Source organism: Pseudomonas sp. W15Feb34, from assembly GCF_023127765.1.
Lineage (GTDB): Bacteria > Pseudomonadota > Gammaproteobacteria > Pseudomonadales > Pseudomonadaceae > Aquipseudomonas > Aquipseudomonas synxantha_A.
Genome location: NZ_SPKN01000003.1, coordinates 120,081 through 140,989, shown reverse-complemented (window position 1 = coordinate 140,989; position 20,909 = coordinate 120,081). Strand labels below are relative to the sequence as shown.

Annotated in this window: 18 protein-coding genes and 1 pseudogene; 1 reads left to right on the top strand and 18 read right to left on the bottom strand. The window is 57.0% G+C overall.

The annotated features are described in order from the left end of the window. Positions 1–165 precede the first annotated feature (165 nt). Positions 166–1,140: pseudogene (locus tag E4O97_RS01400) on the top strand (IS5 family transposase). A 271-nt stretch (positions 1,141–1,411) separates the two neighbouring features. On the opposite strand, the gene glmS reads toward E4O97_RS01400, so the two are convergent. The 18 genes from glmS to yidC all read right to left on the bottom strand — a co-directional run bounded on the left by glmS (position 1,412) and on the right by yidC (position 20,909). Beyond that, positions 1,412–3,244, bottom strand: coding sequence for a glutamine--fructose-6-phosphate transaminase (isomerizing) (gene glmS / locus E4O97_RS01395; protein ID WP_078822690.1), 1,833 nt, complete (start codon positions 3,242–3,244; stop codon positions 1,412–1,414). 10 nt (positions 3,245–3,254) lie between these two features. Next, complete coding sequence (locus tag E4O97_RS01390; protein WP_032878617.1) at positions 3,255–4,022, bottom strand: DeoR family transcriptional regulator; 768 nt, start codon at positions 4,020–4,022, stop codon at positions 3,255–3,257. A 229-nt stretch (positions 4,023–4,251) separates the two neighbouring features. Continuing rightward, complete coding sequence (gene glmU, locus E4O97_RS01385; RefSeq protein WP_223017800.1) at positions 4,252–5,619, bottom strand: bifunctional UDP-N-acetylglucosamine diphosphorylase/glucosamine-1-phosphate N-acetyltransferase GlmU; 1,368 nt, start codon at positions 5,617–5,619, stop codon at positions 4,252–4,254. Between the two features lie 123 nt (positions 5,620–5,742). After that, positions 5,743–6,159: a F0F1 ATP synthase subunit epsilon gene (locus tag E4O97_RS01380; RefSeq protein ID WP_003177061.1), complete on the bottom strand. Its 417-nt coding sequence runs from the start codon at positions 6,157–6,159 to the stop codon at positions 5,743–5,745. 44 nt (positions 6,160–6,203) lie between these two features. Continuing rightward, a complete protein-coding gene (gene atpD, locus E4O97_RS01375; protein WP_003195827.1) occupies positions 6,204–7,580 on the bottom strand; it encodes a F0F1 ATP synthase subunit beta in 1,377 nt (458 codons plus the stop codon). Between the two features lie 27 nt (positions 7,581–7,607). After that, a complete protein-coding gene (gene atpG, locus E4O97_RS01370; protein WP_005792602.1) occupies positions 7,608–8,468 on the bottom strand; it encodes a F0F1 ATP synthase subunit gamma in 861 nt (286 codons plus the stop codon). A 50-nt stretch (positions 8,469–8,518) separates the two neighbouring features. Then, complete coding sequence (atpA, locus tag E4O97_RS01365; RefSeq protein ID WP_003195831.1) at positions 8,519–10,063, bottom strand: F0F1 ATP synthase subunit alpha; 1,545 nt, start codon at positions 10,061–10,063, stop codon at positions 8,519–8,521. A 21-nt stretch (positions 10,064–10,084) separates the two neighbouring features. After that, positions 10,085–10,621, bottom strand: a complete 537-nt coding sequence (locus E4O97_RS01360; protein WP_003195833.1) for a F0F1 ATP synthase subunit delta — start codon at positions 10,619–10,621, stop codon at positions 10,085–10,087. Positions 10,622–10,633: 12 nt separating this feature from the next. After that, complete coding sequence (locus tag E4O97_RS01355) at positions 10,634–11,104, bottom strand: F0F1 ATP synthase subunit B (RefSeq protein ID WP_003195835.1); 471 nt, start codon at positions 11,102–11,104, stop codon at positions 10,634–10,636. Positions 11,105–11,160: 56 nt separating this feature from the next. Beyond that, a complete protein-coding gene (atpE, locus tag E4O97_RS01350) occupies positions 11,161–11,418 on the bottom strand; it encodes a F0F1 ATP synthase subunit C (protein ID WP_002555987.1) in 258 nt (85 codons plus the stop codon). 133 nt (positions 11,419–11,551) lie between these two features. Continuing rightward, on the bottom strand, positions 11,552–12,421 hold the full coding sequence (atpB, locus tag E4O97_RS01345; RefSeq protein ID WP_003195886.1) for a F0F1 ATP synthase subunit A: 870 nt from the start codon (positions 12,419–12,421) through the stop codon (positions 11,552–11,554). 16 nt (positions 12,422–12,437) lie between these two features. Then, on the bottom strand, positions 12,438–12,845 hold the full coding sequence (locus E4O97_RS01340; RefSeq protein ID WP_010565865.1) for a F0F1 ATP synthase subunit I: 408 nt from the start codon (positions 12,843–12,845) through the stop codon (positions 12,438–12,440). A gap of 148 nt (positions 12,846–12,993) precedes the next feature. Beyond that, positions 12,994–13,866 carry a ParB/RepB/Spo0J family partition protein gene (locus E4O97_RS01335; protein WP_057701858.1) on the bottom strand — a complete coding sequence of 291 codons (873 nt, stop codon included), beginning with the start codon at positions 13,864–13,866 and terminating at the stop codon, positions 12,994–12,996. A gap of 9 nt (positions 13,867–13,875) precedes the next feature. Further along, entirely contained in the window at positions 13,876–14,673 is a 798-nt protein-coding gene (locus E4O97_RS01330; protein ID WP_005792605.1) for a ParA family protein, read from the bottom strand. A gap of 18 nt (positions 14,674–14,691) precedes the next feature. Next, the gene (gene rsmG, locus E4O97_RS01325) at positions 14,692–15,336 is read right to left on the bottom strand and encodes a 16S rRNA (guanine(527)-N(7))-methyltransferase RsmG (protein WP_032878612.1); all 645 of its coding nucleotides are present in this window, start codon (positions 15,334–15,336) and stop codon (positions 14,692–14,694) included. Further along, the gene (mnmG, locus tag E4O97_RS01320; protein WP_005792607.1) at positions 15,333–17,225 is read right to left on the bottom strand and encodes a tRNA uridine-5-carboxymethylaminomethyl(34) synthesis enzyme MnmG; all 1,893 of its coding nucleotides are present in this window, start codon (positions 17,223–17,225) and stop codon (positions 15,333–15,335) included. The genes rsmG and mnmG overlap by 4 nt, the downstream gene beginning before the upstream one ends. 551 nt (positions 17,226–17,776) lie before the next feature. Further along, the gene (gene mnmE / locus E4O97_RS01315; RefSeq protein ID WP_032878611.1) at positions 17,777–19,147 is read right to left on the bottom strand and encodes a tRNA uridine-5-carboxymethylaminomethyl(34) synthesis GTPase MnmE; all 1,371 of its coding nucleotides are present in this window, start codon (positions 19,145–19,147) and stop codon (positions 17,777–17,779) included. 79 nt (positions 19,148–19,226) lie between these two features. Next, positions 19,227–20,909, bottom strand: coding sequence for a membrane protein insertase YidC (yidC, locus tag E4O97_RS01310; RefSeq protein WP_005792609.1), 1,683 nt, complete (start codon positions 20,907–20,909; stop codon positions 19,227–19,229).

Sequence of the window (20,909 nt, the reverse complement as noted above, 5' to 3'; positions counted from 1 at the left end):
GACACGACAACATTGAATGGTAAAACGCCAGCAACGTGTTTGTTTGCGACAGATTTTGTTCAAAATATACTGCCAGCGACATCCTTTTCACCTAAGGAAAATCTGAAAAAGAGTTCCAGATTTGATGAAGTACGCACCTCGCACAAACTGAACGGTTGAACCCCGATGAACCAGATGTCCTTCGCCAATGCCGAGTATGCCGGCAAACGTAAGCAGACCCGCCGCGAGCGCTTCCTGATCGAGATGGATCAGGTGGTGCCCTGGAAGGCGCTGATTGCGTTGATCGAGCCGCATTATCGAAGGGCGAAGGTGGCCGTCCGGCGTATCCGTTGATGGCCATGTTGCGAGTTCACCTGATGCAAAACTGGTTCGGCTATAGCGATCCGGAGATGGAAGAATCACTGTATGAGACGACGATTCTGCGCCAGTTCGTGAGGTTGAATCTGGATCGGATTCCCGATGAAACCACGATCCTCAACTTCCGGCGCTTGCTGGAAAAACATGAGCTGGCGGGCGGGATTTTGCAGGTCATCAATGGTTATTTGGGGGATCGTGGTTTGATGCTGCGCCACGGCACGGTGGTCGATGCGACGATCATTCATGCACCGAGTTCGACTAAGAACCAGGACGGCAAGCGCGATCCAGAAATGCATCAAACGAAGAAGGGAAACCAATATTTCTTTGGGATGAAAGCGCACATCGGCGTCGATGCCGAGTCTGGTTTAGTCCATAGCCTGGTGGGCACGACGGCCAATGTGGCGGACGTGACGCAGGTGGATCAGTTGCTGCACGGCGAGGAAACTTATGTCTGCGGCGACGCCGGTTACACCAGCGTGGACAAGCGAGCCGAGCATCAGGATCGCCAGATGATCTGGTCGATTGCCGCGCGTCCAAGCAGCTATAAAAAGCACGGAAAAAAGTTTGATCGGGCGGATTCGCCGCAAGATCGAGTATGCGAAAGCGCAGGTACGGGCCAAGGTTGAACATCCGTTTCGTATAATCAAGCGCCAGTTTGGTTATACGAAAGTACGCTTTCGTGGCTTGTCGAAAAACATCGCGCAACAGACAACCTTGTTCGCTTTGTCGAACCTGTGGATGGTGCGCAAACGGTTGTTAAATGCAGGAGAGGTGCGCCTGTAGTGCGGGTTGATTGCCCTGAAACACAGCAATCAGAGGAAAACCCGATGAACTAAAGGCAGGAAAGGTCTGATTTTCGACCGACTCACGATTTTTTGAGCCTCAAGTAGCGCGTGCTTCAAAAATCTGCGGGTACTTCAGACCTTCCCTAGAGTTGCGTCGAGAGCAATGCGGCACGCAGGAAAACGTCGCTGGCTGCTCAACCGGGGGGGCAGGAAGGCGCCAGCGACAGACTTTATTTCATAGCTTCACTTTTTCGACACGCCAGTAAGCCTTACTCCACCGTCACTGACTTCGCCAGGTTACGTGGCTGGTCAACGTCAGTGCCTTTGAGCACGGCAACGTAGTACGACAGCAACTGCAGTGGAATGGTGTAGAGGATCGGTGACAGGGTGTCGTGAATGTGCGGCATGTTGATGACGTGGGTGCCTTCACCGTTGGTCATACCGGCTTTTTCATCTGCGAAAACGATCAACTGGCCGCCACGGGCGCGCACTTCCTGCAGGTTGGACTTGAGCTTCTCCAGCAGTTCGTTGTTCGGCGCGACGGTAACCACCGGCATGTCGTCATCCACCAAGGCCAGCGGGCCGTGCTTGAGCTCACCGGCCGGGTAGGCTTCGGCGTGGATGTACGAGATCTCCTTGAGTTTCAGCGAGCCTTCCATCGCCACCGGGTACTGCGCGCCACGACCCAGGAACAGGGTGTGGTTCTTGTCGGCGAACAGCTCGGCGACTTTTTCCACGGTACTGTCCATGGCCAAGGCTTCGCCCAGGCGGGTTGGCAGGCGGCGCAGTTCTTCCACCAGGGTGGCTTCGACACCGTCGGCGAGGGTGCCGCGCACTTGGCCCAGGGACAGGGTCAGCAGCAACAGGCCCACCAGTTGGGTGGTGAAGGCTTTGGTGGAGGCTACGCCGATTTCACGACCAGCCTGGGTCAGCAAGGTCAGATCGGATTCACGCACCAGGGAGCTGATGCTGACGTTGCAGATCGCCAGGCTGCCGAGGAAGCCCAGTTCCTTGGCATTACGCAGGGCGGCCAGGGTATCGGCGGTTTCACCAGACTGGGAAATGGTCACGAACAGGGTGTCGGGCTGCACCACCACTTTGCGGTAGCGGAACTCGCTGGCGACTTCGACCTGGCACGGGATGCCGGCCAGTTCTTCCAACCAGTAACGCGCCACCATACCGGCGTGGTAGCTGGTGCCACAGGCGACGATCTGCACATTGCGCACTTTGGCGAACAGTTCGGCGGCTTGCGGGCCGAAAGCGTTCACCAACACTTGGTTCTGGCTCAGGCGACCTTCCAGGGTGCGCTGTACAACGGACGGCTGCTCGTGGATTTCCTTGAGCATGAAGTGGCGGAACTCGCCTTTGTCGGCGGCTTCGGCACCGTCGCGGTATTGCACGGCTTCACGCTCGACCGACTGACCGTCAACGTCCCAGATCTGTACGCTTTCACGGCGGATGTCGGCAATATCGCCTTCTTCCAGGTACATGAAACGGTCGGTCACCTGGCGCAGGGCCAGTTGGTCGGAGGCAAGGAAGTTCTCGCCCAGGCCCAGGCCGATTACCAATGGGCTGCCACTGCGCGCGGCAACCAAGCGGTCAGGCTGGCTGGCACTGATCACGGCCAGGCCGTAGGCGCCGTGCAGCTCTTTGACTGTGGCCTTGAGGGCCGTGGTCAGGTCACTGTGGTCTTTGAGCTTGTGGTTGAGCAGGTGGGCGATCACTTCGGTGTCGGTGTCCGAGGTGAACACGTAGCCCAGGCCCTTGAGTTGCTCACGCAGCACTTCGTGGTTTTCGATGATGCCGTTGTGCACCACCGCCAGGTCACCGGAAAAATGCGGGTGGGCGTTGCGTTCGCACGGCGCGCCGTGGGTGGCCCAACGGGTGTGGGCGATACCCAGGCGACCCGCCAGAGGCTCGCCGGCCAGAGCCTGGTCCAACTCGCTGACCTTGCCCGGGCGGCGCATACGCTCCAGCTTGCCGGCGTTGGTGAAGACAGCCACGCCTGCGCTGTCATAGCCGCGGTATTCCAGGCGCTTGAGGCCTTCGATCAGGATAGCAGTTACGTTACGTTCGGCGACTGCGCCAACAATTCCACACATGGTGTTTCTCCTAGATGACTGCCGCGCATATCAGCGTAATGCCGCGGGCTTGGATCTGGTCGCGGGCCTCAAGTGGCAGGCGATCATCGGTAATAAGGGTATGGACGCTGCTCCAGGGCAGCTCCAGGTTGGGAATCTTGCGGCCAATCTTGTCGGACTCGACCATCACCACCACTTCACGGGCGACCTCAGCCATCACCCGGCTCAGGCCCAGCAGTTCGTTGAAGGTGGTGGTGCCGCGCTGCAAGTCGATGCCGTCGGCGCCAATGAACAACTGATCGAAATCGTAAGAACGCAGCACCTGCTCGGCAACCTGCCCCTGGAACGAGTCCGAATGCGGGTCCCAGGTACCGCCGGTCATTAACAGCACCGGTTCATGTTCCAGTTCGCTCAGGGCGCGGGCCACATTCAAGGAGTTGGTCATAACCACCAGCCCGGGTTGATGACCGAGTTCCGGAATCATGGCGGCGGTGGTGCTGCCGCTGTCGATGATGATGCGCGCATGTTCACGCAAGCGCACCACGGCCGCACGCGCGATGGCACGCTTGTAGGCCGAGATGGGCTGGGCGGCATCGCCTACCAGCTCTTGGGGCATGGTGATTGCGCCACCGTAGCGACGCAGGAGCAGGCCGTTACTTTCGAGGGCGGCCAAGTCCTTGCGGATGGTGACTTCCGAAGTTTCGAAACGCTTGGCCAGTTGGTCCACGCTGACTTCGCCCTGCTCATTGAGCAAGGTGAGGATATTGTGGCGCCGCTGGGGAGTATTTCGTTTCGACATGGCAGTGATAAGTTTCGTTCCGAAAGATAACGAAGGCAATCAAAACCTATTGGCGAAAGATCGTCAAGCTGGGGCGATAACTATTTTTCGAACAACACCGGCAAATGTGGGAGGGGGCTTGCCCCCGATGACGGTGTGTCAGTCACCTGATGAGTTGACTGGTCCACCGCTATCGGGAGCAAGCCCCCTCCCACATTGGAGTTTTGACGCTGCCAAGGCTGTGGATAACTCAGGTCTTCTTGATTTTGACCGGGCGTTTCCAACCGTCGATATTGCGTTGACGGGCGCGGGCTACCGCCAGCTGGGACTTATCCACATCCTGGTTGATGGTCGAGCCTGCCGCCGTATTTGAACCATCGCCAATGGAGACGGGAGCAACCAGCGAGTTATTGGAGCCAATGAATACATCTTCACCAATCGTCGTCTGGTACTTGTTGGCGCCGTCATAGTTGCAGGTGATGGTGCCGGCACCAATGTTGGTGCGGGCGCCGATGACGGCATCGCCCAGGTAAGTCAGGTGACCGACTTTTGCACCTTCGCCGAGGTGTGCGTTTTTCAGTTCGACAAAGTTACCCACATGGGCCTTGGCCCCCAGCTCGCTACCTGGACGCAAGCGCGCAAACGGCCCCGCATCGCTGCCCTCACCCATCACGGCACCGTCGACATGGCTGTTGGCCTTGACGACCACGCCTTTGCGCAAGGTGCTGTCCTTGATCACGCAGTTCGGGCCGATGACCACATTGTCTTCAATGATCACCCGGCCTTCGAGGATCACGTTGATATCGATCAGCACGTCGCGGCCTACTGTTACGTCGCCACGCACATCGAAACGCGCCGGGTCACGCAGGGTCACGCCCTGGGCCATCAGACGCAGGCCTTCACGCAACTGGTAGTGACGCTCCAGCTCTGCAAGCTGCTTGCGGTCGTTGGCGCCCTGCACTTCCATCGGGTCGTGGGGCTGCTCAGTGGCGACCACCAGGCCATCGCTGACGGCCATCTCAATGACATCGGTGAGGTAGTACTCGCCCTGGGCATTGTTGTTGGACAGACGGCTCATCCAGTCGCCCAGCTTATCGGCAGGTACGGCAAGAATGCCGGTGTTGCCTTCGGTAATGGCGCGCTGGGCTTCACTGGCGTCCTTGTGCTCGACGATCGCGGCAACCTTGCCGTCGGCATTGCGCACGATGCGGCCATAGCCGGTAGGATCGTCCAACTCAACGGTGAGCAAGCCCATCTGGCCAGGCACTACGTGCTTGAGCAGTCGTTGCAGGGTTTCTACTTCAATCAGCGGTACATCGCCATAGAGGATCAGCACCGTGTCGGCGGTAATGAAGGGCACAGCCTGCGCGGTAGCGTGGCCGGTGCCCAGTTGCTTGTCTTGCAATACGAAATTCAAGTCGTCCGCAGCCAGACGCTCACGGACCACGTCTGCACCGTGGCCAATCACCACATGAATACGTTGCGGGTCCAATTGCCGGGCGCTGTGGATAACATGACCCAGCATGGAGTTACCCGCGACCGGGTGCAGCACCTTGGGCAGGGCTGAACGCATACGGGTGCCCTGGCCTGCGGCGAGAATGACGATTTCAAGAGACATGAATGGCTACCAATCCTGGGCGGTCCGGGTTCAGACCAAAGAAGTGTTTTGCAAAAAAAGAAAAAGGGTAGCCGAGGCCACCCTTTTTAATCAATCACGCATGAAGTGTAACGGCAAGGCCGCTTACTTCTTGCGGATCTGCTGGAGCGTGCGCAGCTGAGCTGCAGCCTCGGCCAGACGAACTGCAGCAGCGCTGTAGTCGAAGTCTGCGCCTTTTTCGTTCAGCGCCTTCTCGGCAGCCTTGACGGCTTCCTGAGCGGAGGCTTCATCCAGGTCGCCAGCACGTTGCACGGTGTCGGCAAGTACCTTGACCATGTTCGGCTGAACCTCGAGGAAACCACCAGAGATGTAAAACACCTCCTTTTCCCCGCCTTGCTTGGTCAGAGTGATCGGACCTGGCTTCAAGCTGGTGATCAATGGCGCGTGGCCCATGGCAATACCCAGGTCACCGAGTTCGCCGTGTGCAATCACCATTTCTACCAGACCGGAGAAGATTTCCCCTTCCGCGCTGACGATATCGCAATGGACTGTCATAGCCATCTGATTGCCTCAACCTGATGAGCGCCCGTTTCCGGGCGCCAGGATTACAGTTTCTTGGCTTTCTCGATCGCTTCTTCGATGCCGCCGACCATGTAGAACGCTTGTTCTGGCAAGTGGTCGTAGTCACCGTTGAGGATGCCTTTGAAGCCAGCAATGGTGTCTTTCAGGGAAACGTATTTACCCGAGGCACCGGTGAAGACTTCAGCCACGAAGAACGGCTGCGACAAGAAACGCTGGATCTTACGAGCACGGTTTACCAACTGCTTGTCGGCTTCCGACAGCTCGTCCATACCCAGGATCGCAATGATGTCCTTCAGTTCTTTGTAGCGCTGCAGCACGTACTGAACGCCGCGAGCGGTGTCGTAGTGCTCCTGGCCGATCACGTTCGGGTCCAGCTGGCGCGAAGTCGAGTCGAGTGGATCGACCGCTGGGTAGATACCCAGGGAAGCGATGTCACGGGACAGAACGACGGTGGCGTCCAAGTGGGCGAAGGTGGTGGCTGGCGACGGGTCGGTCAAGTCATCCGCAGGTACGTATACCGCCTGGATCGAGGTGATCGAACCTTCCTTGGTCGAAGTGATACGTTCTTGCAGAACGCCCATCTCTTCAGCCAGGGTCGGCTGGTAACCTACTGCAGAAGGCATACGGCCCAGCAGTGCGGATACTTCAGTACCGGCCAGGGTGTAACGGTAGATGTTGTCGACGAACAACAGAACGTCGTTACCTTCGTCACGGAACTTCTCGGCCATGGTCAGGCCAGTCAGTGCTACGCGCAGACGGTTTCCCGGCGGCTCGTTCATCTGACCGTAAACCAGTGCCACTTTGTCCAGAACGTTGGAGTCCTTCATCTCGTGGTAGAAGTCGTTACCCTCACGAGTACGCTCACCCACACCTGCGAACACGGAATAACCGCTGTGCTCGATGGCGATGTTACGGATCAGTTCCATCATGTTTACGGTCTTGCCTACACCGGCACCACCGAACAGACCGACTTTACCGCCTTTGGCGAACGGGCAAACCAGGTCGATAACCTTGATGCCGGTTTCCAGCAGGTCGTTGCCGCCCGCTTGTTCTGCGAACGAAGGCGCTGCGCGGTGAATGCCCCAGCGCTCTTCGGTAGCGATCGGGCCAGCTTCGTCGATCGGGTTGCCCAGTACGTCCATGATCCGGCCCAGGGTCGCTTTACCGACCGGTACGGAGATGGCAGCGCCAGTGTCGACAACGTCCAGACCGCGCTTCAAGCCTTCGGTGGAACCCATCGCAATGGTACGAACTACGCCGTCGCCCAGCTGTTGCTGAACTTCCAGGGTAGTTTCCGCGCCTTGTACTTTCAGCGCGTTGTAGATGCTCGGTACGCTGTCGCGTGGAAATTCCACGTCGATAACGGCGCCGATGATTTGAACGATACGTCCGCTACTCATAGCTGGATCCTCTGAATATTTGAACCGTTAAACCGCGGCAGCGCCGCCGACGATTTCCGAGATCTCTTGGGTGATCGCAGCCTGACGCGCCTTGTTGTAGATCAGCTGCAAATCGCTGATCAGATCACCGGCGTTATCGGTAGCGTTTTTCATCGCGATCATCCGCGCCGCTTGTTCAGCTGCGTTGTTCTCGACCACCGCCTGGTACACCTGCGACTCCACGTAGCGCACCATCAAGCCATCAAGCAGCTCTTTGGCGTCTGGTTCGTAGAGGTAGTCCCAGTGGTGCTTGAGTTCCTGATCCGGAGTCGCCACCAGTGGAATCAATTGCTCCACGGTTGGCTGCTGGGTCATGGTGTTGATGAACTTGTTGGATACCACGGAAAGGCGGTCAATACGGCCTTCCAGGTACGCATCCAGCATCACCTTCACACTGCCGATCAAATCATTGATCGACGGCTCTTCACCCAGATGGCTGATAGCTGCAACGACGTTACCGCCGAAGTTGCGGAAAAAGGCCGCACCCTTGCTACCCACCACACACAGATCGATCTCGACGCCGTTTTCGCGGTTTACCGCCATGTCCTTGACCAGGGCCTTGAACAGGTTGGTATTCAGACCACCGCACAAACCACGGTCACTGCTCACTACCACATAACCTGCACGCTTGACGGCGCGCTCGATCATGAACGGGTGGCGGTATTCCGGGTTGGCGTTGGCCAGATGCCCAATTACCTGGCGGATACGCTCCGCATAAGGACGGCTAGCAGCCATGCGCATTTGTGCCTTGCGCATTTTGCTGACCGCCACTTTTTCCATGGCGCTGGTAATTTTTTGCGTGCTTTTGATGCTCGCAATCTTACTGCGAATCTCTTTTGCGCCTGCCATGTAACACCTATCAGGTTAGCAAGCGGGAGCCTTGCGGCTCCCGCTGCGGCTTACCAGGTTTGGGTGGCCTTGAACTTCTCGATACCGGCTTTCATGCCAGCGTCGATATCGTCATTGAAGTCACCCTTCACGTTGATCTTCGCCATCAATTCGGCGTGATCGCGGTTGAAGTAAGCAATCAGCGCTTGTTCAAAGCTGCCGACCTTGGCGATTTCAACGTCGGTCAGGAACCCACGCTCAGCGGCATACAGCGACAACGCCATGTCAGCGATCGACATTGGGGCGTATTGCTTCTGCTTCATCAGCTCGGTAACGCGCTGACCATGCTCAAGTTGCTTACGGGTCGCTTCGTCCAGGTCAGAAGCGAACTGGGCGAATGCCGCCAGTTCACGGTACTGAGCCAGAGCGGTACGGATACCACCGGAGAGCTTCTTGATGATCTTGGTCTGAGCGGCACCACCCACACGGGATACCGAAACACCGGCGTTCACAGCAGGACGGATCCCGGAGTTGAACATGGCCGATTCCAGGAAGATCTGACCGTCAGTGATGGAAATCACGTTGGTCGGAACGAACGCGGAAACGTCGCCAGCCTGGGTTTCGATGATCGGCAGTGCGGTCAGGGAACCGGTTTTGCCGGTCACTGCGCCGTTGGTGAACTTCTCTACGTATTCTTCCGAAACACGGGAAGCGCGCTCCAGCAGACGGGAGTGGAGATAGAACACGTCGCCTGGGTAGGCTTCACGGCCTGGTGGACGGCGCAGCAGCAGGGAAATCTGGCGGTAAGCCACTGCTTGCTTGGACAGATCGTCATAAACGATCAGCGCGTCTTCACCGCGGTCGCGGAAGAATTCACCCATGGTGCAACCGGAGTACGGTGCCAGGAATTGCAGCGCAGGAGATTCCGAAGCACTGGCAGCCACGATGATCGTGTTGGCCAGGGCGCCGTTTTCTTCCAGCTTGCGAACCACGTTGGCGATGGTCGATTGCTTCTGACCGATGGCTACGTAGACGCAGAAAATGCCGCTGTCTTTCTGGTTGATGATCGCGTCGATCGCCAGAGCGGTTTTACCGATCTGACGGTCACCGATGATCAGCTCACGCTGGCCACGGCCGACCGGGATCATGGCATCGACAGCCTTGTAGCCAGTCTGTACAGGCTGGTCTACCGACTTACGCCAGATCACGCCTGGAGCAACTTTCTCGACCGCGTCGGTCTCGGTGTTGCCCAGTGGACCTTTACCGTCAACAGGGTTACCCAGTGCGTCGACTACGCGACCCAGCAGTTCCTTACCAACCGGAACTTCCAGGATGCGGCCTGTGCACTTGGCGCTCATGCCTTCAGCCAGACTGGTGTACGCGCCCAATACAACGGCACCTACGGAGTCTTGCTCCAGGTTGAGGGCCATACCGTAGACGCCGCCCGGAAACTCGATCATCTCGCCGTACATTACGTCGGCCAGACCGTGAATCCGCACGATGCCGTCAGATACGCTGACGACAGTGCCTTCGTTACGGGCTTGGGAGGTCACATCGAGCTTGTCGATGCGGCCCTTGATAATTTCACTTATTTCGGAAGGATTGAGTTGCTGCATTGCTCTGCTGCCCCTTCAAACTCAAGATTTCAATGCTTCGGCAAGTTTCGCGATTTTGCCGCGAATCGAGCCATCGATAACCAGGTCGCCGGCACGGATAACAACACCACCAATCAGGGATGCGTCCTCCGAAGCTTGCAGGCGCACTTCCCGATTGAGTCGTGCACTGAGAACCTTGGCGAGTTTGTCTTGCTGTTCTTGGTTCAATGCGAAAGCACTGGTCACTTCAACGTCTACCGATTTCTCTGCTTCGGCCTTGTACAGGTCGAACAGAGCGGCGATCTCCGGCAATAGCGGGAGACGGTCGTTTTCGGCAATGACGTGGATGAAGTTCTGCACCTTCACATCAAACTTGTCGCCGCACACTTCAATAAAAGTGGCGGCCTTGTCTGCGCTCGTCAGGCGCGGGGCCTTGAGCACGCGCTGCATGGTGTCGTCTTGCGACACTGCTGCAGCCAGGCCGAGCATGGCTGACCAAGAGGCCAGCTGCTGGTGGGCCTGGGCGTGCTCGAAGGCTGCCTTAGCGTAAGGTCGGGCCAACGTGGTCAGTTCTGCCATGATCGCCCTCGCTTAAATTTCAGCAGCCAGTTTGTTAACCAGCTCCGCGTGCGCGTTTTGATCGATTGTGGCACCGAGGATCTTCTCAGCACCGCCGACCGCCAGAGCACCCAGTTGGGCACGCAGCGCGTCTTTGACGCCGTTCAGTTCCTGTTCGATCTCGGCATGAGCCGAAGCCTTCACACGGTCAGCTTCGACGCGGGCTTTTTCAACAGCCTCTTCGACGATCTGGTTACCGCGTTTCTTGGCTTGCTCAATGATCTCGGCTGCCTGTGCTTTAGCTTCGCGCAGTTGCTGACCCACTTTCTCGTGGGCCAACTCCAAGTCGCGAGCTGCACGGCTGGCAGCGTCCAAACCATCCGCGATCTTCTTCTGACGTTCGTGCAAAGCCGCGATGACCGGAGGCCACACGAACTTCATGCAAAACACTACAAAAATGAAGAACGCAACGGATTGGCCAATCAGGGTTGCATTAATGTTCACGCCAACACCTCGCTCATTCGTTGTCCATCACCCCAATCACTCGAAAATTCGAGTGATTAGCCAGCGAGTTGACCAACGAAGGGGTTCGCGAAGGTGAAGAACAGTGCGATACCAACGCCGATCATGGTCACGGCGTCGAGCAGGCCGGCGACGATGAACATTTTAACTTGCAGCATTGGGACCATTTCTGGCTGACGCGCGGCGCCTTCCAGGAATTTGCCGCCCAGCAGGCCGAAACCAATGGCAGTACCCAGGGCGCCCAGGCCGATCAACAGTGCAACAGCGATAGCGGTTAGACCAACTACAGTTTCCATCTTTCCTCCCGACTTTTACGTCGTATGGTTTAGGTTTTTTAGATTTTAAAGCGGTAAAACAAATCGTTTCATAGCCCTGTTGGGCCACCTTCCCGTTTGACCGGGAAGGACATCAGACTAGTCGAGACTGGTCTTAATGGTTCTCTTCGTGCGCCATCGACAGATAGACGATGGTCAGCATCATGAAGATGAAGGCCTGCAGGGTAATGATCAGGATGTGGAACACAGCCCACGCCCACTGCAGTACTACGCCCAGGCCGCTAAGCCAGAGCAGACCGCTGCCGAACATCACAGCGATCAGAATGAACACCAGCTCGCCGGCATACATGTTGCCGAACAGTCGCAGAGCCAGGGAAATCGGCTTGGCGATCAGGGTGACGAATTCCAGCAGGAAGTTCACCGGGATCAGCAGGGCTTGAACGAAGATGTTCTTGCTGCCGAACGGGTGCAGGGTCAGTTCGCCGATGAAGCCGCCGATGCCCTTGACCTTGATGCTGTAGAAAATGATCAACGCGAACACCGATAGGGCCATGCCCAGGGTAGCGTTCGGGTCAGTGGTGGATACGGCACGGAATGGGATGTGCGGATCGCCGGAGATCGCCATGGCCAACTGAGGAATCCAGTCCACCGGGATCAGGTCGACGGCATTCATCAGGAATACCCAGACGAAGATGGTCAGTGCCAACGGTGCAATCACCGGGCTACGGCCATGGAAGCTGTCTTTCACGCTGCCATCGACGAATTCGACCAATACTTCAACGAAGTTCTGCAAAGCACCTGGCTGACCGGAAGTCGCCTTCTTTGCCGCCATGCGGAAAATCAGGACGAAGATCAGACCCAATGCGACCGACCAACCCAGAGTATCCAGGTGGAAAGCCCAGAAACCCATTTCTTTGGCTTCTGCTGCGGTGTGGGCAAAGCCCCAGCCGCCATTAGGAAGCTGACCGAAGGTCAGGTTCTGCAAGTGGTGCTGGATATAGCCCGAAGCGGTTGTTTCTGCCATGGTTGCCTCAAACGCCCTAAGGTTTCGAAAGTCTTGTTTTCATTAGCAGGGGAGCGAACCAGCTGACCAGTTGGGTCAACACGAAGACGCCGAATACAGCCAGCGGCGCCAATGGCTTCACACCTGCAAAGGTCAGTGCAAACAGCACTGCCGTCAAAATCAGTTTCCCTGCTTCGCCGGCATAAAAAGACCGCACGATAGCCTGGGCTGCTCGGGCGCCGGAAAACCGAAAGGCCCTGTGAGCAAAATACATATTGGGCAGCAAGGCTATCAGGCCTCCGCAGAGTCCTGAATATCCGGCTACGACTCCATGCCAGTACCAAAGCGCCAAAGCGGCGATCAGCAAAATGACAAATTGAGCCAACAAAACCGGAAAAACAGCCAAGCGATGGAACGGCAACGTGTTTGGCGTGCGGGTTTCCATCACTCTTGCTCCTCAATGGTCGGCTGCCGGAAATCAATAACTTGGCATAATTTGTGCCGACAAAATGCGCGCAGAGTATAGGGGCGGTTCTGCCCCTATTCAACTGTCGGGTAGTGATTTCCGATCACGCGCTACATAAGCAAATGTTTCAGCGGATGTGGGCAAGGACGCCCTGAAGCTCATCGAGAGAGTTATATCCGATGACCAGTTGGCCTTTGCCCTTCTTGCCGTGGCGAATTTGCACCGCAGAGCCTAGCCGCTCGGCCAGGCGCTGCTCGAGGCGCGCGATATCCGGATCAGGTTTGGCGGTTTCAACCGGTGCAGGTTTACCGCTGAGCCACTGGCGAACCAGGGCCTCGGTCTGACGAACGGTGAGCCCTCGTGCGACAACGTGTCGCGCCCCTTCAACCTGTTGATTTTCCGGCAAACCCAGCAAAGCACGAGCGTGGCCCATTTCCAGATCGCCATGGGACAACATGGTCTTGATGACTTCCGGCAAGGCGATCAGACGCAGCAAGTTGGAAACCGTGACACGGGATTTTCCGACCGCCTCGGCCACTTGTTGCTGGGTCAGCTGAAATTCCTGCTGCAAACGCTGCAACGCGATCGCTTCTTCGATCGGGTTGAGGTCCTCACGCTGGATGTTCTCGATCAACGCCATGGCGATGGCAGTTTCATCCGGCACATCACGCACCATCGCCGGGATGGTTTCCTTGCCTGCCTGTTGGCTGGCGCGCCAGCGACGTTCACCGGCGATGATCTCAAAGCGACCACTGCCAATTGGGCGCACCACAATCGGTTGCATCACGCCCTGGGCCTTGATCGAGTTGGCCAGTTCTTCCAGCGCCTGGGGATCCATGTCCCGCCGCGGCTGGTATTTGCCGCGCTGGATCAGATCCAGGGGCAAGTGCTGCAGCTCGCGCTCGTCGGCCTGCACCGCTTGTTCTTCAAGCGATGTGACGGTAGGACCACTCAGGAGTGCATCCAGTCCACGTCCGAGACCTCGTTTCTTGACGGCCATGGGGATTCCTTAAGTTGGCTGGGCTGCAGCGGTGCGTGAATTGCGGCGTTGACGACGAACCATCTCGCCAGCCAGCGCCAGGTAGGCAATGGCACCACGCGAGGATTTATCGTACGCCAGCGCGGGCATGCCATAGCTTGGTGCTTCGGCCAGGCGGATGTTGCGTGGAATCACGGTGTCGTACAACTGATCGCCAAAATGTTCCTTGAGCTGCGCCGAGACATCGTTCATCAGGCTCAGGCGCGGGTCATACATTGTCCGCAGCAGGCCTTCGACTTTCAGGTTCGGGTTGAGCAACTCAGCGATACGCTTGATGTTATCCACAAGGTCGCTCAAGCCCTCAAGGGCGAAGTACTCGCACTGCATGGGGATAATCACCCCATCGGCGGCAACCAGCGCGTTGAGTGTGAGCATCGACAGCGACGGCGGGCAGTCGATCAAAATGTAGTCGTAATTCTCGCGGATAGGTGCCAAGGCGCTGCGCAGACGGCTTTCTTTCATCTGCATTTCCAGCAACACCACTTCCGCCGCGGTCAAATCGCGGTTGGCCGGCAGCAGTTGGTAACCACCGTGCTCGGAATAGTGCATGGCCTGGGCCAGGTCACATTCACCAATCAGCAAATCGTAGACCGAGTTTTCAAGGCCGTGTTTATCCACACCGCTACCCATGGTGGCGTTGCCCTGTGGATCGAGATCGATCAACAGCACCCGACGCTTGGTGGCGACCAGGGATGCTGCGAGGTTGATACAGGTGGTGGTTTTACCCACACCACCTTTCTGGTTCGCAATCGCGAATACCTTAGCCATTCTTGCTTGTGTTCCCAATCATGCCGTGCGGCGCAGTATCAGCAGATGGCGTTGGCCTTGGCAACCGGGGACGGCCAAGGCGTGTTCGCTATCGAGGTGGAAGTCTGCCGGCAATGCTAACAGCTCGTCGCTTGGATGGACGCCCTTCATTGCCAGCCAGCGCGTGTCGCGATCGCCTAGATGGCGAGTCCAGTTGCTGAAGTTCTCCATGCTGCTGAACGCCCGGGAAACAATTCCGTGGAAAGGCTGTTCAGGCGTAAAGGCTTCGACGCGACTGTGGATAACGTGCAGGTTGTCCAGCTTGAGTTCGAGTTTGACCTGGGTCAGGAAGCGGGTTTTCTTGCCGTTGCTGTCCAGGCAGGTCACTTGCGACTCGGGAAACAGGATGGCCAGCGGAATACCAGGCATCCCGCCGCCGCTGCCGACATCCAGCCAGCGACCGTTTTCGATGAACGGCATCACACTGAGACTATCGAGCAGATGGCGCGAGACCATTTCGTCTGGATCACGCACTGCGGTCAGGTTGTAGGCCTTGTTCCATTTGATCAACAGGGCCAGGTAGCCCAGCAGTAACTCATGCTGGACTTCGGTCAACGCTACGCCCAACTGGCGCGCCCCTGTGGATAACTCTTCGGCGTGTTGCGAGGTGACCAACGAACTCAAGCGCTTTGCTCCAACTGACGGCCCGCGCCGCGTTTTTTCAAATGAATCATCAACAGCGAAATAGCTGCTGGGGTCACGCCAGGGATACGTGAAGCCTGCCCGAGTGTTTCAGGCCGAGTTATCCCCAGCTTGCTTTGAATTTCTTTCGACAGCCCGGAAATCCCGGTGTAGTCGATATCCACAGGTAACTTGGTATCTTCACTGGCGCGCAGGCGAGCGATTTCGTCCTGCTGGCGATCAATGTAACCGGCATACTTGGTCTTGATCTCCACCTGTTCGGCGACTTGTGGGTCTTCTGCGCCCTGGCCTGTCACTTCAACCAGACCAGCGTAGTCGATTTCCGGACGAGAAAGCAGGTTGAGCAAGTTGTACTCATGGGTCAACGGCGTGCCGAATTTTTCCGCGATCGCGTCGCCCTGCTCGGTGCCTGGGCGAACCCAGGTACTTTTCAGGCGTTGCTCTTCAAGCGCAATGCTTTCACGTTTTTTGCAGAAGGCAGCCCAGCGCGCGTCATCGACCAGGCCCAACTCGCGACCTTTTTCAGTCAGGCGTAGATCGGCGTTGTCTTCGCGCAGGATCAGACGGTATTCCGCGCGGGAAGTGAACATGCGGTACGGTTCCTGGGTGCCCAGGGTGATCAGGTCATCGACCAATACGCCGATGTACGCTTCATCACGACGCGGGCACCAGCTGTCTTTGCCTTGTGCACGCAATGCCGCGTTGGTTCCGGCCAGCAAACCTTGGGCGCCGGCTTCTTCGTAACCGGTGGTCCCGTTGATTTGGCCAGCAAAGAACAACCCCCCGATCACCTTGGTTTCCAGGCTGTATTTCAGATCACGCGGGTCGAAGTAGTCGTACTCAATGGCGTAGCCGGGACGCACGATGTGCGCATTTTCCATACCGCGAATCGATTGCACGATCTGGATCTGCACATCGAACGGCAGCGAGGTGGAAATCCCGTTGGGGTACAGCTCGTGAGTGGTCAAGCCTTCGGGTTCGATAAAGACCTGGTGGCTTTCCTTGTCGGCAAAGCGGTGGATCTTGTCTTCGATCGACGGGCAATACCGCGGGCCAATGCCTTCGATTACCCCGGAATACATCGGCGAACGATCAAGGTTCGCGGCAATGATTTCGTGGGTACGGGCGTTGGTGTGGGTAATCCAGCAACTGACCTGTTTGGGGTGCTGTTCTTTGGAACCCATGAACGACATCACCGGGATCGGCGTATCGCCGGCTTGCTCGGTCATCACCGAGAAATCCACAGAGCGCCCGTCAATGCGTGGCGGGGTACCGGTTTTCAAGCGGCCGACGCGCAGCGGCAGTTCACGCAGACGTTTTGCCAGGGCAATCGACGGCGGATCACCAGCGCGACCACCGGAATAATTTTGCATACCGATGTGGATAAGTCCGCCGAGGAACGTCCCTGTGGTCAGTACTACCGAATCTGCGTGAAAACGCAGACCCATTTGCGTGACGACACCGCGTACCTGGTCCTGCTCGACGATCAGGTCATCGGCAGCCTGCTGAAATATCCACAGGTTCGGCTGGTTTTCCAGGGTTTCGCGCACCGCTGCCTTGTACAGGATGCGGTCGGCCTGGGCTCGGGTAGCCCTTACGGCCGGGCCTTTACGGCTGTTTAGCACGCGAAATTGAATACCACCTTTGTCGGTGGCCATCGCCATTACACCGCCAAGGGCATCGATTTCCTTGACCAGATGGCTTTTGCCAATCCCGCCAATAGCGGGGTTGCAACTCATGGCACCGAGGGTTTCCACGTTGTGCGTAAGCAACAGGGTTTTTACGCCCATGCGTGCTGACGCCAGTGCTGCCTCGGTACCGGCATGACCGCCGCCGATGACGATCACTTCAAAACGGGAAGGGAAATCCACCACGCACCTCGTGCCTGCTTATGTAGGTAATCAGGAATTGTCTGTTGAAAGAGTTTTGGAGCTATGGCGGCAAGTATAGGGACTTCGCCCTTCCTAAAGAACCCTTTGCACAAAATTTAACCAGCTGTGGATGAATCTCAGACAATAGAAATTAAAAGAGAGAAATTTATTAAATCTTTGTTTTTATGTTTATTTCTACTGAGCAACGTTTCTGTGGATAGATCTCTACAGCCCTTTATATTCAATGTGTACAGCGATTCAAAAGTCTGTGGTCATGTACCAATGAGGCCCTTGGATAAGTGCTTTAAGCCTGTGGATTAAAGTGATGGTTATCCACAGACGGGTTTTTACTCAGGTTTCAAGCCCTGTTATCAACTGGGCACAGGCGCGGTTACTCACAGGGTTTAATCCACAGAAAAGTACCAGCCGAGGCGAATAGCGCGCACGGAAAAACACCGATTGCTCGGCGAGTCAGTCAAAAAATGGATTGGGTTGCCCTGAAACGGGCTGAACAGACAGGCGCGAATGGCCTGTCTGTGGACAACGAAGGTCTATTTACCGATGCAGAAGCTGGAGAAGATCCTGCCCAGCAAATCGTCCGAGCTGAACGCGCCGGTAATTTCTCCCAGCAGTTGCTGTGCTTGACGTAAATCTTCAGCCAGCAGCTCCCCAGCACCCGCCAAGGTCAGCTGCGCCCGGCCGTGCTCCAAGGCGGCACTGGCATGGCGCAGTGCCTCAAGATGCCTGCGACGTGCACTGAAGCTGCTTTCCGAGGTCTGTTCATAGCCCATGCAGGCCTTGAGATGCTCACGCAGCAATTCCAGGCCGTCACCTGCCGCTTTGGCGCTCAGGCTGATAGTGACATGGCCATCCTCACTGGTTTGCAGGGCAATCGCTTCACCCGTCAGGTCGGCCTTGTTACGAATCAAGGTGACTTTGGCCGGGTCAGGTCGTTGCTCGAGGAATTCTGGCCACAGCGCAAAAGGATCCACAGCTTCCGGTGCCGTGGCATCGACGACCAACAACACACGATCGGCTTCCCCGATAGCCTTGAGCGCGCGTTCCACACCAATTTTTTCCACCTGGTCGTCGGTGTCGCGCAGCCCGGCGGTGTCGACGACGTGAAGCGGCATGCCGTCGATGTGGATATGTTCGCGCAAGATATCCCGGGTAGTGCCGGCAATCTCGGTGACGATCGCCGCCTCGCGCCCTGCCAGGGCGTTGAGCAGGCTGGATTTACCGGCATTGGGCCGCCCGGCAATCACCACCGTCATACCATCGCGCAGCAAGGCTCCCTGCCCGGCTTCACGCAGCACTGTGGATAATTCCTCACGGACCTTATCCAACATTGCCAGCACATGGCCATCCGCGAGGAAGTCGATTTCTTCTTCGGGAAAATCGATCGCCGCTTCAACGTAGATACGCAGACTGATCAGTTGTTCGGTCAGGTTATGCACACGCAGGGAAAAAGCCCCCTGCAATGAGCGCAAAGCGTTACGTGCAGCCTGTGCAGAACTGGCTTCGATCAAATCCGCAATCGCTTCGGCTTGGGCCAAATCGAGCTTGTCGTTCAGAAATGCCCGTTCGCTGAATTCCCCAGGCCGTGCCAAGCGGCAACCCAGTTGCAAGCAACGCTGCAGGAGCATATCCAGGACCACAGGACCACCGTGCCCCTGTAATTCCAGGACATCTTCACCGGTGAAAGAGTTGGGTCCCGGAAAATAGATCGCCAAGCCCTCGTCCAATACGCTTTGGTCAGCATCCAGAAACTGGCCGTAATGAGCATAACGGGGTTTCAGCTCTCGGCCACTGATTGCCATGGCCGCAACGCCCGCCAAGGGGCCGGAAATTCGAACGATACCGACTCCGCCTCGGCCCTGAGCGGTGGCGACAGCAGCGATGGTTTCACGAGGAGCGCTCATCAGCAGGTTCCAGAACAAAAGTGACGGAAAGCAAAACGCCCCACTAGGGGGCGTCTTGAGTGGTTATCCACAGAGTAAATTACGCCTCGGCTTTTTTGGTAGCCGCTTCGATCTTACGTGTGATGTACCACTGTTGAGAGATCGACAACACGTTGTTGACCACCCAGTACAGTACCAAGCCAGCAGGGAACCACAGGAAGAAGAAGGTGAAGATGATTGGCATCATTTTCATTACCTTGGCCTGCATCGGATCCGGCGGGGTTGGGTTCAGACGCTGCTGGATAAACATGGTCGCGCCCATGATGATCGGCAGGATAAAGAACGGGTCCTTGATCGACAGGTCAGTTATCCACAGCATGAACGGCGCTTGGCGCATTTCCACGCTTTCCAGCAGTACCCAGTACAGCGACAGGAACACCGGCATCTGTACCAGAATAGGCAAGCATCCACCCAGCGGGTTGATCTTCTCTTTCTTGTACAGCTCCATCATGGCCTGCGACATTTTCTGCCGGTCATCGCCATGTTGTTCTTTCAGTGCCGCCAGTTTCGGGGCAACGGCACGCATACGCGCCATCGACTTGTAGCTGGCTGCCGACAGTGGGAAGAAGATCCCCTTGATCAGCATGGTCAGGAAGATGATCGACCAGCCCCAGTTGCCGACGATGCTGTGGATATGTTGCAACAGCCAGAAGATCGGCTGGGCAATGAACCACAGGAAGCCGTAATCCACAGTCAGTTCCAGACCTGGGGACAACTCTTTCAATACGGCCTGGCTTTTAGGACCGGCGTACAGGGTAGCGCTGGTTTCAGCCTTGGCACCTGGAGCGACGGTCAACGCCGGGCCAGTGAACCCAATGATGTAGTTGCCCTGGCTGTCCTTGCGGGTTTGAACCAGGTTCGCGTCACCCTTGTTCGGAATCCAGGCGGTCACGAAGTAGTGCTGCAGCCACGCTACCCAGCCACCCTGGACGGTTTCTTTCAGCGTGCCCTTGTCGATATCTTTCATCGACACTTTTTTGTACGGCTCGTTACTTGTCCACAGGGCGGCGCCCAGGTAAGTCGCGGTGCCGGTGGCGGTGCTGGAAGACGGATCGGAACTGGCGTCACGCTTGAGCTGGGCAAACAGGTTGCCGCTCCAGGCTTTGTCGCTGGTGTTGTCGATCAGGTAAGTGACCTTCAGATCGTACAAACCACGGGTAAAGCTGAAACGCTTGATGTAGTTGACGCCGTCGAGGCTGAATTTCAGGTCGACGTTCAACTGGTTCTGGCCGTCTGCCAGTTGATAAGTCTTTTGCTCGGTCGAATAAACCGGACGACCGGTAGCACGTGCATCCGGACCATTGGTGCCGGTCAGGCCGCTTTGCGCCAGATAAGTACGTTCACCGCCGTTATCGAACAGCTGGAACGGAACATCCGGATGATCCTGGCGACGTGGATAAAGCGGCAGCTTCAGCTGTGCAATATCACCACCTTGTGGGTCGATAGCCAGGTCGAGCACATCCGTTTTCACGTGGATGAGGTCTTTGTTGGTGACCACTGGCGTTTCTAACGGGGCACTTGTCTCGCCATTCGCGCTGGGAACATCGGCACTCGCGGACGCATTGTTACCCAGCGGGGTGTCCGGAATAGCCGGCGCAGCCTGATTGGTAGCAACATTCTGAGTCGGCAGGGCAGCCTGGCCGTAGTCCTGGTTCCATTTAAGGACCATGACATAGGACACGATTGCCAGGGCGACGATCAGGATTGTGCGTTTAATATCCAT